General features: G+C 68.2%; 14 protein-coding genes. 6 read left to right on the top strand and 8 right to left on the bottom strand.

Annotated features, from left to right (window positions below; genetic code table 11):
- Positions 1-168 precede the first annotated feature (168 nt).
- Positions 169-663 (bottom strand): MFS transporter permease, encoded by a 495-nt coding sequence (locus tag V2S05_RS02790; protein ID WP_413633762.1) that lies wholly within the window; start codon positions 661-663, stop codon positions 169-171.
- Positions 664-765: 102 nt separating this feature from the next.
- Between V2S05_RS02790 and map the strand changes: the two genes are divergently transcribed.
- On the top strand, positions 766-1,548 hold the full coding sequence (gene map, locus V2S05_RS02785) for a type I methionyl aminopeptidase (RefSeq protein ID WP_413633761.1): 783 nt from the start codon (positions 766-768) through the stop codon (positions 1,546-1,548).
- 21 nt (positions 1,549-1,569) lie between these two features.
- On the opposite strand, the gene V2S05_RS02780 is transcribed toward map, so the two are convergent.
- Positions 1,570-1,965, bottom strand: coding sequence for a hypothetical protein (locus V2S05_RS02780; RefSeq protein ID WP_413633760.1), 396 nt, complete (start codon positions 1,963-1,965; stop codon positions 1,570-1,572).
- A gap of 100 nt (positions 1,966-2,065) precedes the next feature.
- Here V2S05_RS02780 and V2S05_RS02775 point away from each other — a divergent pair, with 100 nt between their 5' ends.
- A complete protein-coding gene (locus tag V2S05_RS02775) occupies positions 2,066-2,773 on the top strand; it encodes a DedA family protein (RefSeq protein WP_413633759.1) in 708 nt (235 codons plus the stop codon).
- Between the two features lie 10 nt (positions 2,774-2,783).
- On the opposite strand, the gene trmD is transcribed toward V2S05_RS02775, so the two are convergent.
- Genes trmD through rpsP form a run of 4 tightly spaced genes read right to left on the bottom strand, consistent with a single transcriptional unit; the run spans position 2,784 to position 4,741 of the window.
- Positions 2,784-3,494 carry a tRNA (guanosine(37)-N1)-methyltransferase TrmD gene (gene trmD / locus V2S05_RS02770; protein ID WP_413633758.1) on the bottom strand — a complete coding sequence of 237 codons (711 nt, stop codon included), beginning with the start codon at positions 3,492-3,494 and terminating at the stop codon, positions 2,784-2,786.
- 16 nt (positions 3,495-3,510) lie between these two features.
- Positions 3,511-4,074 (bottom strand): ribosome maturation factor RimM, encoded by a 564-nt coding sequence (gene rimM, locus V2S05_RS02765; protein WP_271637737.1) that lies wholly within the window; start codon positions 4,072-4,074, stop codon positions 3,511-3,513.
- 1 nt (position 4,075) lies between these two features.
- Positions 4,076-4,306: an RNA-binding protein gene (locus V2S05_RS02760; protein ID WP_071644715.1), complete on the bottom strand. Its 231-nt coding sequence runs from the start codon at positions 4,304-4,306 to the stop codon at positions 4,076-4,078.
- 6 nt (positions 4,307-4,312) lie between these two features.
- Positions 4,313-4,741 (bottom strand): 30S ribosomal protein S16, encoded by a 429-nt coding sequence (gene rpsP / locus V2S05_RS02755; protein ID WP_413633756.1) that lies wholly within the window; start codon positions 4,739-4,741, stop codon positions 4,313-4,315.
- Positions 4,742-4,950: 209 nt separating this feature from the next.
- Here rpsP and V2S05_RS02750 point away from each other — a divergent pair, with 209 nt between their 5' ends.
- Positions 4,951-6,099, top strand: coding sequence for a glutamate--cysteine ligase (locus tag V2S05_RS02750; protein WP_413633755.1), 1,149 nt, complete (start codon positions 4,951-4,953; stop codon positions 6,097-6,099).
- Positions 6,100-6,151: 52 nt separating this feature from the next.
- Here the strand turns inward: V2S05_RS02750 and V2S05_RS02745 are convergent, their stop codons facing one another.
- A complete protein-coding gene (locus V2S05_RS02745; RefSeq protein ID WP_271637741.1) occupies positions 6,152-7,120 on the bottom strand; it encodes a sugar-binding transcriptional regulator in 969 nt (322 codons plus the stop codon).
- A 100-nt stretch (positions 7,121-7,220) separates the two neighbouring features.
- Here V2S05_RS02745 and V2S05_RS02740 point away from each other — a divergent pair, with 100 nt between their 5' ends.
- From V2S05_RS02740 to glpK, 3 genes are all read left to right on the top strand, one after another.
- The gene (locus tag V2S05_RS02740; protein ID WP_413633753.1) at positions 7,221-8,939 is read left to right on the top strand and encodes an FAD-dependent oxidoreductase; all 1,719 of its coding nucleotides are present in this window, start codon (positions 7,221-7,223) and stop codon (positions 8,937-8,939) included.
- 87 nt (positions 8,940-9,026) lie between these two features.
- Entirely contained in the window at positions 9,027-9,779 is a 753-nt protein-coding gene (locus tag V2S05_RS02735; protein ID WP_413633752.1) for an MIP/aquaporin family protein, read from the top strand.
- Between the two features lie 29 nt (positions 9,780-9,808).
- Positions 9,809-11,323, top strand: a complete 1,515-nt coding sequence (gene glpK, locus V2S05_RS02730) for a glycerol kinase GlpK (protein ID WP_413633751.1) — start codon at positions 9,809-9,811, stop codon at positions 11,321-11,323.
- 49 nt (positions 11,324-11,372) lie between these two features.
- Here the strand turns inward: glpK and V2S05_RS02725 are convergent, their stop codons facing one another.
- The gene (locus V2S05_RS02725) at positions 11,373-12,260 is read right to left on the bottom strand and encodes a LysR family transcriptional regulator (RefSeq protein WP_413633750.1); all 888 of its coding nucleotides are present in this window, start codon (positions 12,258-12,260) and stop codon (positions 11,373-11,375) included.
- Positions 12,261-12,330 lie beyond the last annotated feature (70 nt).

Here is a 12,330-nt window from a genome sequence, read left to right as displayed (position 1 = left end):
CTCTCTCTGCACTCGCCACAGGTCGGATGCATGAATCAAAGGGATGAGAACGGGTGTGTGCCGAGCGGCGCGCGAGGCGTCCGCGGGTTCCCCTGAGGCAGAACCGGGTCACGGCACAAACAGCTATTCTGCCATGAACGCGGGCCACGCGCCACTCGGACGCGGGTGTCAGAACTCCCGCCGGCGGGACTCCTCGATGATGACGACATCCGGCTCGTTCCGGGCACGACCGGTGCGCTGCTGCGGGGCGATCGTCGACCACGTGAGCGTCTCGCGCAGCCTCGCCCCGGCGTCGCGCGCCTCTTTCCAGAGCTGCCAGATCTGCATCCAGAAGAGGGCCACGGCTGCGACGATGGCACCCGTGAGCAGCCACGGGAACGCTCCGTCGATGAAGAATCCGACCAGGACGGTCAGGACGTGCCAGACGGTGAAGCCCGCGACGTCGAGCCACGACACGGCGCGTTCAGCTCGCACCGACGGACGCGAGCGCGTCAGCAGGGTCAGCACGAGCTGAGTGACGAGCACACCGGGGATCGCCATCAGCAGCACCCAGAGCAGCCCCCAGCCGCTCTGCCCGAAGATCGCCCAGCCGATCAGCATCCACGCCGGAAGGGCGAGCGATGCCGGCAGCAGCCAGCGGAAGAACAGCCGTCGCAGGTCCATGATCCGATGGTACGTCCCTGTCCATGCGAGCGGCGGGGTGTTCGCTGTGGGCATCGATGGTGTGCGCATCGGGGAGAATGGATGCTGACGAGAGGAACCCCCATGATCGAACTGCGCACCCCCGCCGAGATCGACGAGATGCGCGCCGCCGGCCGCTTCGTCGCCGAGACCCTGGCGACCCTGCGCGACGAGACGAAGGTGGGGACGAACCTGCTCGCCATCGACGCCAGAGCGCACGATCTGATCCGCCGAGCCGGCGCGGAGTCCTGCTACATCGACTATGCGCCCTCCTTCGGTCGCGGCCCGTTCGGCAAGGTCATCTGCACCTCTGTGAACGACGCCGTGCTGCACGGCCTCCCGCATGACTACGCGCTGCGCGACGGCGACCTGGTCTCACTCGACTTCGCGGTGTCGCTGAATGGCTGGGTGGCGGACTCGGCGGTGTCGTTCGTCGTCGGCACGCCCCGCGACGAGGATCTGCGCCTCATAGACACCTCGGAGCGCGCTCTCGACGCCGCGATCGCCGCCGCCGTCGTGGGCAACCGGATCGGCGACATCTCGGCATCCATCGCCGCGGTCGCACATGGCGAGGGCTACTCGATCAACACCGACTTCGGCGGCCACGGCGTCGGTCGCATCATGCACGGTGACCCGCATGTGCCGAACGACGGCCGCGCGGGGCGCGGCTTCCCGCTGCGCGAGGGACTCGTCTTCGCGCTCGAGCCGTGGTTCCTCGCCACGACCGACGAGCTCATCACAGACGACGACGGGTGGACTCTGCGCAGCGCCGACGGATCACGCGGATCGCACTCGGAGCACACCGTCGCCGTCACGAAGGACGGCCCGATCGTGTTGACCGACCGCAGCTTCCTCGGCGTCGACTGATCCGGCTGGCCCTTCCCCCGGTCAGGCTGCGGGCGGGAGCGAACCCGCGCCGAGCGCGATGAGCAGGCTAAGCACCGCCAGTACGACCGTCGTCGGGACCATGGCCAGCCGTTCGGGCCTGGACCGCGAAGCGGCGTTCATCAGGATGCCGAGTGTGAAGTAGCCGACGACCACCCACATGGCCACGACCGCGAGGTCTTTCGGGAGCAGCTGCACCGCGCCGACGCGCGTGAAGGCCGTCGCTGCGATGACGGCGTAGATCAGCACCGACACAGCACTGCCGACCCGCAGCCTCGTCGGCAGCACCTGATGCGACCCGCCCCACGCGAATCTGCCCCAGGGAGCACCCGCGGCGAGAGCGATCTGGAAGACGGCCACCAGAGCGAGGATCACGGCCAGGGCGACGGCGAACGGCATGACGTCAGTATGCCAGCGCGGATGCATGCAGAACTCTCGCATACGCCGTGCCTAGACTCGCATGCGACACCGCCCGACGACCTGAAGGATACGCCGCACGATGACGAGCTCCACGACCGACACCTCCTGGCTGGGCTGGCTCATCGACGCGGTGATCAGCCTCATGGACATCATCGGTCCGATCGGGGCGGGCATCGCGATCGCACTCGAGAACCTGTTCCCGCCGCTGCCGAGCGAGGCGATCCTGCCGATGGCCGGCATCGCCGCCCACGATGGCGCCTTCGGCCTGTGGGAAGCGGTCGCATGGACGACCCTGGGGTCGCTCGTGGGGGCGCTCGCGCTGTACGGGCTGGGGGCCTGGCTGGGGCTCGATCGCCTGCGCCGCATCGCCCATCGTCTCCCGCTCGTGGACGTCTCCGACGTCGACCGCACCGTGGCCTGGTTCCGCCGCCATGGCGGCAAGGCCGTGTTCTTCGGCAGGTTCGTCCCGATCTTCCGCAGCCTCATCTCGATTCCGGCCGGTGTCGCGCGCATGCCGCTGTGGCGCTTCGCGGCGCTGACGACGGCGGGCAGCCTGATCTGGAACACCGCGTTCATCCTGTGCGGCTGGTTCCTCGGCTCCGGATGGCACATCGTCGAGCAGTACGTCGATGTGGTTCAGAACGTCGTCATCGTGGTCGTCGCGGTGACGGTCGTCGTGCTGGTGACCATCCGCATCCGCTCGCTGCGTGCGAAGCGCGGGCGCGACACGGCCTCGGAGACCAGCGACACGCCGACGGACGAGCTGCCGGTGTCGTCCGGTCGCTGACCGCTCGCGCTCAGTCGGAGAGCAGATCCGGACGGCGCGTGCGGGTGCGCTCGAGCTGCTGCTCGCGACGCCAGGCGGCGATCGCGCCGTGGTTGCCGCTGAGCAGGATCGGCGGCACCTCTCTGTCGCGCCACACAGCGGGCTTCGTGTACGAGGGGTACTCGAGCAGACCGTCCTCGTGCGACTCCTCGACCAGGCTCTCGGGGTTGCCGATGACGCCGGGGATGAGTCGGCCGATCGCCTCCACCATCGCCATCACGGCGACCTCTCCCCCGTTCAGCACGTAATCACCGAGGCTGATGAGACGCACCTCGCCGAGGGCGGCGGCGTACTCGAAGACCCGCTCGTCGATGCCCTCGTAGCGGCCGCAGCCGAAGATCAGGTGCTCGCGCGTGGCGAGATCGCGTGCGGTGGCCTGGGTGAAGACCTCGCCCGCGGGCGAGGGGAAGATGATGGTGGGCCGGCTCTTCGACGGACTCAGGGTCCCGCTTTCCGAACCGGCGAGCTGATCGAGCGCGAGCCCCCAGGGCTCGGGCTTCATCACCATGCCGGCGCCGCCCCCACACGGGGTGTCATCGACCGTGCGATGCCGGTCGGAGGTCCAGTCGCGCAGGTCGTGGACCTGGAGGTCGAGGATGCCCGAGTCGCGCGCCCTGCCGAGCAGGGAGAGCGCGAGCCCGTCGAAGTACGACGGGAAGATCGAGACGACGTCGACCCTCATCGCGGGATGCCGCCGCTCATTCCGATAGCGTGTCGTCACCGGCATCCGCCGCCGGGAGCTCTTCGAAGAGCCCAGCGGGCGGAGTGACGACGACACGGCCGGCGGCGACGTCGACGGTCGGCACGATCGCCTCGACGAACGGGACCATCACCTCGGCCGACTCGGTCTTCACGATCAGGAGGTCCTGCGCAGGGAGGTGCTCTACCCGCGCGACGCGACCGACGACGACATCGTCGCGCACCACGTCGAGACCTACGAGCTGGTGCGAGTACCAGGCGTCGTCCTCGACCTCGTCGTCCTCGTCCATCCAGAGGATGGCGCGCACGAGCGACTCGGCAGCGGTGCGGTCGTCGACGCCGTCGAGGAAGACGACGGAGTTCCCGTTCATCACGCGGTACTCGCGGATGGTGACGGTCTTGCCGTGCCAGCTGGATGCCTCCGGCACCTGCAGGGTGAACTCGGCCCCTGGCACGAAACGCCGTTCGGGGTTGTCGGTGTACAGCTCGAGCTTCAACGCGCCTTTGAGTCCGTGCGCCTTGAGCAGGCGACCGACGCGGAGCTGGTTCTTCTCGGCGGCCACGTCAGTCGTCCGCGACGTCGACGCGGACGCGACGTCCGTCGGCGAGAGCGGAGATGAGAGTGCGCAGCGCCTTGGCGGTGCGGCCGCCGCGCCCGATCACGCGACCACGGTCATCCGGGTGCACGTGCACCTCGAGGAGGTCGCCACGGGGCGACGCGGATGCGGTGATGCGGACATCGTCCGGGTGATCGACGATCCCCTTGACGACGTGTTCGAGCGCGGCGGCGAGCACAGCGGATTACTCTGCGTCGGCGGCGGGAGCCTCAGCGGCCTCCGCGTCGGCGGGAGCGTCGGCCGGGGCCTCCTCGGCCTTCTTCTCGGCCTTGGGCTTGATGACCGACTTCTTGGCGGAGTCGACCTCGAAAGCGGCCTTGGGCTCTGCGACCTGGACGGTGGACTTCGCGTCCTTGTCGCCCTTGTACTTGCCCCAGTCGCCGGTGAGCTTCAGCAGCGCGGTGACCTGCTCGGTCGGCTGCGCACCGACCGACAGCCAGTACTGGGCGCGGTCGGAGTCGACCTCGATGAACGAGGGATTCTCGGTGGGGTGGTACTTGCCGATCTCCTCGATCACACGACCGTCGCGCTTGGTGCGCGAGTCGGCCACGACGATGCGGTAGTGCGGAGCACGGATCTTGCCCATGCGCTTGAGACGGATCTTGACAGCCACGATTCTCCTGAATGGTGTGGAAAGAAAGATGAACCGGTCGCCTGGAGAGTGGGGTGCACATCCGGCGGAAGCTCTGAAAGGGGTGACGGATGCTGGATAGAGGGTCGAGCAGCCGTCCGACCCTCTATTCTGCCAGATTCGCCCGCCGTCCGCGAAACGACACCACACGATGCGCCCAGCGTGTCATCCCCGCGTGTCAGACTGTGCGCGTGCCGATCGAATTCGCCCCCTCCGCTCGTTCGACAGTGGGGCTGGAGTGGGAGGTCATGCTGGCCGACCCGGCCACGGGAGATCTCGTCGGCCGCGCGCCCGAGCTGCTGACTCGCCTCGAGCAGCAGAGCGCCCCCGAGCGCCACACCGTCACCGGCGAGCTGCTCACGAACACCATCGAGGTGACCAGTGGAGTGGGCAGCACGGTCGCCGATGCGGTCGACGATGTCGCCGCCGCGATCGCCGCGGTGCGCCGCTCGACCGACCCCGCTGGCATCGAGCTGCTGTCCGCCGGCAGCCATCCGTTCGCCCAGTGGTTCGATCAGCGGGTGACCGACAAGAACCGCTACCACAAGCTCATCGAGCGCACCCAGTGGTGGGGCCGCAACATGATGATCTGGGGCATCCACGTGCACGTCGGCGTCGACGACAGGGCGAAGGTCGTGCCGATCATGGGAGCGCTGGCCGGCTTCCTCCCTCACCTCCAGGCGCTGTCGGCCTCGAGCCCCTACTGGGCCGGCGAGCGGACGGGGTATGCCTCGAACCGGGCGCTGGTCTTCCAGCAGCTGCCGACCGCTGGTCTGCCCTGGTCGATATCGAACTGGCTGGAGTTCGAGACCTTCGTCGACGACATGACCCGCACCGGGGTGATGGCCGACCCGTCCGAGATCCGGTGGGACATCCGCCCGGCGCCGAAGTGGGGCACCATCGAGGTGCGCGCATGCGACGGCATGTCGACGCTGAGCGAAATGGCATCCGTCGCCGCACTGACACAGTCACTCGTGGAGTTCTTCTCGCGTGAGCTGGACGAGGGCAGGGAGCTTCCGACGCTGCAGCCCTGGTTCCATCGTGAGAACAAGTGGCGGGCCGCTCGATACGGCCTCGACGCGAGGGTCATCGTCGACCGTGCGGGCTCGCAGGTGCCGGTGCGCGAGCACATCACGGCTGTCGTCGAGGATCTCATGCCGATCGCCGCCGATCTGCGATGCACCCACGAGCTGCAGGGAGTGCACACGATCGTCGAGCAGGGGGCGAGCTATTCCCGCCAGCTCGCGGCCGCCGACGCGGCGAACGGCGACCTCCGTCAGGTGGTCCAGCATCTGATCCGTGAGTTCCGCGCCGGTCCCGAGCGCTTGGTCGGCAGCTGAGCCGCGACTCGGCTCGTCCGGCCGCAACCGTCCGCCCCGCCGCGAGTCCGGCTCAGTCGCTGTCGAGCAGACGGCGAGCCAGCGCGTCGTCGAGCACGACGTCGGTGATGAGCCCTGCGCCGATGGCCGCTCTCAGCGAGCCGAGCTTCGCCGCGCCCGATACGACGCACACCCTGCGCGGCACCCGCCGGAGCCGGTCGAGGCCAGGACCGGTCGAACGTGCGTTCAACCGCACGTCACGCCAGCTGCCATCGGCCCGGAAGAACACCGTCGCGACATCGCCGATGACCGCGTCCTCCTTCAGGCTGCCGTAGTCGTCGCGGCCGAGATAGCCGCCGACGTAGACCCGACTGGGCACATCGGCCTCGGGCGAGCCCAGACCGAACACGGCGATGTCCATCTTCGCCTGGAAGGCCAGCACCCGCCGCGTGCTGCGTTCGCGCCACATAGCCTCTCGCGTGGCGGGGCTGTCGAAGAAGGCGGGGACCGGGAACTGCTCGACCTGGGCGCCGAAGGCGTATCCGAAGCGCTGCAGGATGTCGCTGGAGTACTCCAGTCCGCTCGTCTGCGTGTTGCCCGCGCCGTTGAGCTGCACGAAGGTCGTGCCGTGGGTCTCCTTCGGCAGCAGCGAGCGGCTGACCGCGCTGATGGTCGAGCCCCAGGCGACGCCGACGACCATGTTCGACTCGACGAACTGCGTCAGCAGGCGGCCAGCCGTCAGCGCGACGCGTTCGAGTCGCTCCACCTCGCTGACGCGCTCCGGGATCGGAGCGATGTGCGCGGTGATCCCGTGCCGCTCGTTGAGTCGCTGCTCGAGCATCCCCAGTCGCTCCAGCGGCGAATGGATCCGGATGTCGACCAGGCCCACCTCCCGGGCGAAGCTGAGCAGACGCGACACCGATGATCGGGAGGTGCCGAGCTCGCGAGCGATTACCTCCATCGTCTGGTCCTGCATGTAATACAGCTGAGCCGCGGTCAGCGCCGCGATCAGCTTCCGGTCGCGTGCGGCGTCCGTCGTCATGTCGTCCTCCGCGCCGATTCTTGCACATATGTGCATCCGGGTTGCACGTGGCGCTCTTCGGGTCGATGCTGAGAACATCCAGAGAAGAGGGAGGTCGAAGATGATCGAGTCGACGCACTCATCACGTGAACGCCAGCAGGTCGAAGCAGTCCGCGAGTCGGGACGCACCACGGTTCTCATCATCGGTGCGGGGATCAACGGCATCTCCACGTTCCGCGATCTCGCCCTCCAGGGCGTCGACGTGCTTCTCGTCGAACGCGGCGACTTCGCGTCCGGGGCCTCGGCAGCTTCGAGCCACATGATCCACGGCGGCATCCGCTATCTGGAGAACGGCGAGTTCCGCCTCGTGCGGGAATCCGTCCAGGAGCGCAACGGCCTGCTCAAGATCGCGCCGCACTACGTCAAGCCCCTGCAGACGACCATCCCGATCTACTCGACATTCTCTGGCATCCTTTCCGCACCGCTGCGCTTCCTCACGCACCGCAGCGGAAAGCCGCAGGAGCGCGGCGCCTTCCTGATCAAGGTCGGGCTCACCATCTACGACACGTTCTCTCGCGATGGCGGGGTCGTCCCCCGCCACCGTTTCCTCGGACGCAAGCGCTCGCTGTCGGAGCTGCCCGCGCTCGACCCGAAGATCAAGTACACCGCCACTTACTACGACGCTTCGATGCACGACCCGGAGCGTCTCGCGCTGGATGTGCTGCAGGACGGACGGGCCGCTCACCAGGGCGCCGTGGCGCTCAACTACGTCGAGGCCGTCGGCCGCACCGCAGAGGGCGTGCTGCTGCGCGACCTCGAGACCGGCACCGAGTTCACGGTGTCGGCCGACGTGGTCGTCAACGCCTCGGGTCCGTGGACCGACCTCACCAACGACGCCCTCGGCGAGGAGACCCGCTTCATGGGCGGCACCAAGGGGTCGCACATCGTGCTGGATCACCCGGAGCTGCTCGACGCGACCGGCGGGCGGGAGATCTTCTTCGAGCACTCCGACGGACGCATCGTGCTCATCTACCCGCTCAAGGGCCGCGTGCTCGTCGGCACGACCGACATCGACGCCGACCCTCGGGAGGTGCCGGTGTGCACGGAGGAGGAGATCGACTACTTCTTCGACCTCATCCATCACGTGTTCCCGTCCATCCCGGTATCGCGCGATCAGATCGTCTTCACGTTCTCGGGCATCCGTCCGCTCCCCCGCCACGAGGACACTGCGCCCGGCTTCGTCTCGCGTGACTACCGGGTCGAGGTCGACCGCGACGGAGACGTCCCCCTGGTCAGCCTCGTCGGCGGCAAGTGGACCACGTTCCGCGCCCTCGGCGAGTCGCTCTCCGACGTCGTGCTCGGACTGATCGGTCGCGGCCGCCGAGTGTCGACCGTCGGCCGCGCGATCGGCGGCGGACAGGGCTTCCCGCGCACCGCGCGCGCCCGGCACAGCTGGATCGAGCAGAACCTCCCCGGCGCAGGCGACCGCGCCGAGCGCCTGCTCACCCGATACGGCACCCACGCGGCTGACGTCTGGCAGTTCGTCCGCGGAGGCGACGACGCGCCGCTCGCCGACGGTGATCTGTCGACGCGAGAGCTGATGTGGATGGTCGAGCGCGAACACGCCGTCCGCCTTCAGGATGTCATCCTGCGTCGCACCAGTCTGGCGTTCACCGGCGATGTCACCGACGAGGTGCTCGTCGAGCTCGCCGATGCGATGGCTCCTCTCCTCGACTGGGACGCCGAGCGACGCGTGGCCGAACTCGAGGAGACGCGCTCTCTGCTCAACGACCGACACGGCCTCGACCTTCCCGCACTTCCGTCGCATCAGAACGGCTGAAGCACCGACCGTCGCCTCCCCGCGACATGATCTCACCCATTGCCCGCGCCGGGGAGAGCGCGGGCAGCACGAAAGGTCAATGAAGACATGACTGATGTCAATCTCGGGTTGTACTTCCTCTCCGAGTTCGTCGGAACAGCGATGCTGATCCTTCTCGGCTGCGGAGTCGTCGCCAACGTGGCTCTTGCCAAGAACAAGGGCTTCGCCGGTGGATTCCTCATGGTCAACTGGGGCTGGGGTCTCGCCGTGTTCGCGGGTGTACTCGTGTCGGCGTACTCCGGCGCGATCATCAACCCCGCCGTCGGGCTCGGTCTGCTGATCGCCGGCAAGATCACTTTCGTCGCCTTCCTGATCGCGACCGCTGCAGAGCTGCTCGGCGCCATCGTCGGCGCGGTGCTCGCATGGCTGGCGTACAAGCAGCACTTCGACGAGGAGCCGGACGCGGCGAACAAGCTCGGTGTGTTCTCTACCGGTCCCGCGATCCGCTCCTACGGCTGGAACCTCGTCACCGAGATCATCGGCACCTTCGTGCTGATGTTCGTCATCTTCGCGTTCGCGGACTACGGCGACATCCAGATCGGCACCCCCGGCGGCCTCGGCCCGCTCACCGCGCTGCCCGTCGCGCTGCTCGTGGTCGGCATCGGCGCCTCGCTCGGTGGTCCCACCGGTTACGCCATCAACCCGGCCCGTGACCTCGGACCCCGCATCGCCCACGCGATCCTGCCCATCAAGGGCAAGGGCTCGAGCGACTGGTCGTACTCGTGGGTGCCCGTCGTCGGCCCGTTCATCGGCGCCGCGATCGCTGCGCTCGCCGCACCGGCTCTGCTGAGCCTGGCCTGACCCGCTTAGATCTTCAAAGGAGAAACAACATGGCTGAATACATCATCGCGATCGATCAGGGCACCACGTCGAGCCGTGCCATCATCTTCGACCGGAAGGGCAGCATCGTCGCCACCGGCCAGAAGGAGCACGAGCAGATCCTCCCGAAGGCGGGCTGGGTCGAGCACGACGCACTGGAGATCTGGCGCAACGTGCAGGAGGTGATCGGCCTGGCGCTGAGCCGCGCCGACCTCACCCGCCACGACATCGCCGCGGTCGGCATCACCAATCAGCGCGAGACCGCCGTCGTGTGGGACCGCAACACCGGCAAGCCGGTCTACAACGCGATCGTCTGGCAGGACACCCGCACGCAGGAGATCGTCGACCGTCTCGCCGCTGACGGAGGGGTCGAGCGGTTCAAGCCGGTCGTCGGTCTGCCGTTGGCGACCTACTTCTCCGGCACCAAGATCACCTGGATCCTGGAGAACGTCGAGGGCGCGCGCGAGAAGGCCGAGGCGGGCGATCTGATGTTCGGCACCACCGACTGCTGGGTTCTCTGGAACCTCACCGGCGGCGTCGACGGCGGCGTGCACGCGACGGATGTGACCAACGCGTCGCGCACGATGTTCATGGACCTCGAGACGCTCGAGTGGCGCGACGACATCCTCGAGGCGTTCGGCGTGCCGCGCTCGATGATGCCGGAGATCCGCTCTTCGTCGGAGGTGTACGGCGCGGCGGAGAGCTCGTCGCTGCTGCGCGAGACGCCGATCGCGGGCATCCTCGGCGACCAGCAGGCCGCGACGTTCGGTCAGGCCGCGTTCGACAAGGGTGAGAGCAAGAACACCTACGGCACCGGCTGCTTCCTGATCTTCAACACCGGCGAGGAGGTCGTGCACTCCAAGAACGGCCTGCTCACCACGGTCGGGTACAAGCTCGGCGACGGCCCGACCCACTACGCCCTGGAGGGATCGATCGCGGTCACCGGCTCACTCATCCAGTGGCTGCGCGATCAGCTCGGCATCATCGGCTCAGCGCCCGAGGTCGAGGACCTCGCTCGTCAGGTCGACGACAACGGCGGCGTGTACATCGTCCCGGCGTTCTCGGGTCTGTTCGCGCCGTACTGGCGCCCTGATGCCCGTGGCGCCATCGTGGGCCTGACCCGGTACTCGAACCGGAACCACATCGCTCGTGCCGCTCTTGAGGCCGTGGCCTTCCAGACCCGCGACGTTCTCGACGCGGTGAACGCGGATGCCGGTGTCGATCTCTCCGAGCTGAAGGTCGACGGCGGCATGGTCGCGAACGACGCGCTCATGCAGTTCCAGGCTGACGTTCTGGGCGTGCCGGTCGTGCGTCCGGTCGTCGCCGAGACCACCGCGCTCGGGGCCGCCTACGCCGCCGGTCTCGCCGTGGGCTTCTGGAGCGGGCTCGACGACCTGTCTGCCAACTGGCAGGAGGACAAGCGCTGGGAGCCGAGCATGGACGCCGAGGAGCGCGACCGTCAGCTGCGCCTGTGGCGCAAGGCCGTGTCGAAGTCGATGGACTGGGTCGACGCCGACGTGCGCTGATCGCCGACTGACGAAGCGGGCCCGGGGATTCCTCCCCGGGCCCGCTTCTTCATTCGTTCTCGAGAAGGAGCGCTTCGATCACGGCGAGGAACGCCCGCCCGGCCGCGCGGGGTGCCCGCGCGTCCCACGCGGCGTACTCCACCCGGAGCGGACCGTCCAAGACCTCAACCGGGACGACGTCCGCCCGCGATCGTCTGACGACGCCCGGCGACAGCAGCGTGACCGCGAGTCCGGCGGCGACGAGTCCGAGCAGCAGCTCCGCAGAGTCCGCTTCGAAGGCGACATCGCGACCGAGACCGGATGCCGCGAACGCCGTGTCACCCTGCGCCCGTCCGGACGTCCCCGCGGGGAAGTCCGCGAATACGGCACCGGCGAGATCGTGAAGGCGGATGCTGTCCCGACCGGACAGCTCATGACCGGGTGGCACGGCGACGACGAGCCGCTCCCGGGCGAGCATGCGCAGGCCGACGCCACCGGGGAGGATGTCGGCGCGGAGCCCGATGAGCGCGACGTCGAGGTCGCCGCGGCGGACGGCAGCGATCAGCGCGTCGCTGTTTCCGACCGTCAGCTCAACCCGAACGGCGGCGTGCGCCTCGCGGAATCGTGCTATCAGCGCGGGCACGTCGACGGCGGCGACCGTCGGGATGACGCCGACGCGCAGCGTGCCGATCACTCGCCCCGCCGCCGCCACGGCATCCTCCTTCGCCGCATCCGCCGCGGACACGGCGATCCGCGCCTGCCGCAGGAAGGCTTCGCCCGCCTCGGTCAGACGCACGCTCCTGCTGGTGCGGGTGAACAGCATCTGTCCGAGTTCTCGTTCGAGCGCGGCGATCTGATGGCTCAGTGCGGACTGGGTGACGAAGCAGCGCGCGGCCGCGCGCGTGAAACTGCCGGTGCCGGCGACCTCGACGACGTAGCGCATCTGCTGCAGGTCCATGAATTCATGATCTCAGTTCATGGCTAAGGCGCAAAGCATGCGTTGGAGTCATGACTGCGACTGGAGCACG

It is taken from the genome of Microbacterium sp. OR16, from assembly GCF_047306725.1.
In the GTDB taxonomy this organism is placed as follows: Bacteria; Actinomycetota; Actinomycetes; order Actinomycetales; family Microbacteriaceae; genus Microbacterium.
This window is presented reverse-complemented; position numbering and strand designations above follow the sequence as displayed.

What these genes read in the sequence shown, in the direction of transcription:
- V2S05_RS02790 (WP_413633762.1), bottom strand. Translation starts at nt 663, where the DNA reads ATGGACCTGCGACGGCTGTTCTTCCGCTGGCTGCTGCCGGCATCGCTC.
- map (WP_413633761.1), top strand. Translation starts at nt 766, where the DNA reads ATGATCGAACTGCGCACCCCCGCCGAGATCGACGAGATGCGCGCCGCC.
- V2S05_RS02780 (WP_413633760.1), bottom strand. Translation starts at nt 1,965, where the DNA reads ATGCCGTTCGCCGTCGCCCTGGCCGTGATCCTCGCTCTGGTGGCCGTC.
- V2S05_RS02775 (WP_413633759.1), top strand. Translation starts at nt 2,066, where the DNA reads ATGACGAGCTCCACGACCGACACCTCCTGGCTGGGCTGGCTCATCGAC.
- trmD (WP_413633758.1), bottom strand. Translation starts at nt 3,494, where the DNA reads ATGAGGGTCGACGTCGTCTCGATCTTCCCGTCGTACTTCGACGGGCTC.
- V2S05_RS02745 (WP_271637741.1), bottom strand. Translation starts at nt 7,120, where the DNA reads ATGACGACGGACGCCGCACGCGACCGGAAGCTGATCGCGGCGCTGACC.
- V2S05_RS02740 (WP_413633753.1), top strand. Translation starts at nt 7,221, where the DNA reads ATGATCGAGTCGACGCACTCATCACGTGAACGCCAGCAGGTCGAAGCA.
- V2S05_RS02735 (WP_413633752.1), top strand. Translation starts at nt 9,027, where the DNA reads ATGACTGATGTCAATCTCGGGTTGTACTTCCTCTCCGAGTTCGTCGGA.
- glpK (WP_413633751.1), top strand. Translation starts at nt 9,809, where the DNA reads ATGGCTGAATACATCATCGCGATCGATCAGGGCACCACGTCGAGCCGT.
- V2S05_RS02725 (WP_413633750.1), bottom strand. Translation starts at nt 12,260, where the DNA reads ATGGACCTGCAGCAGATGCGCTACGTCGTCGAGGTCGCCGGCACCGGC.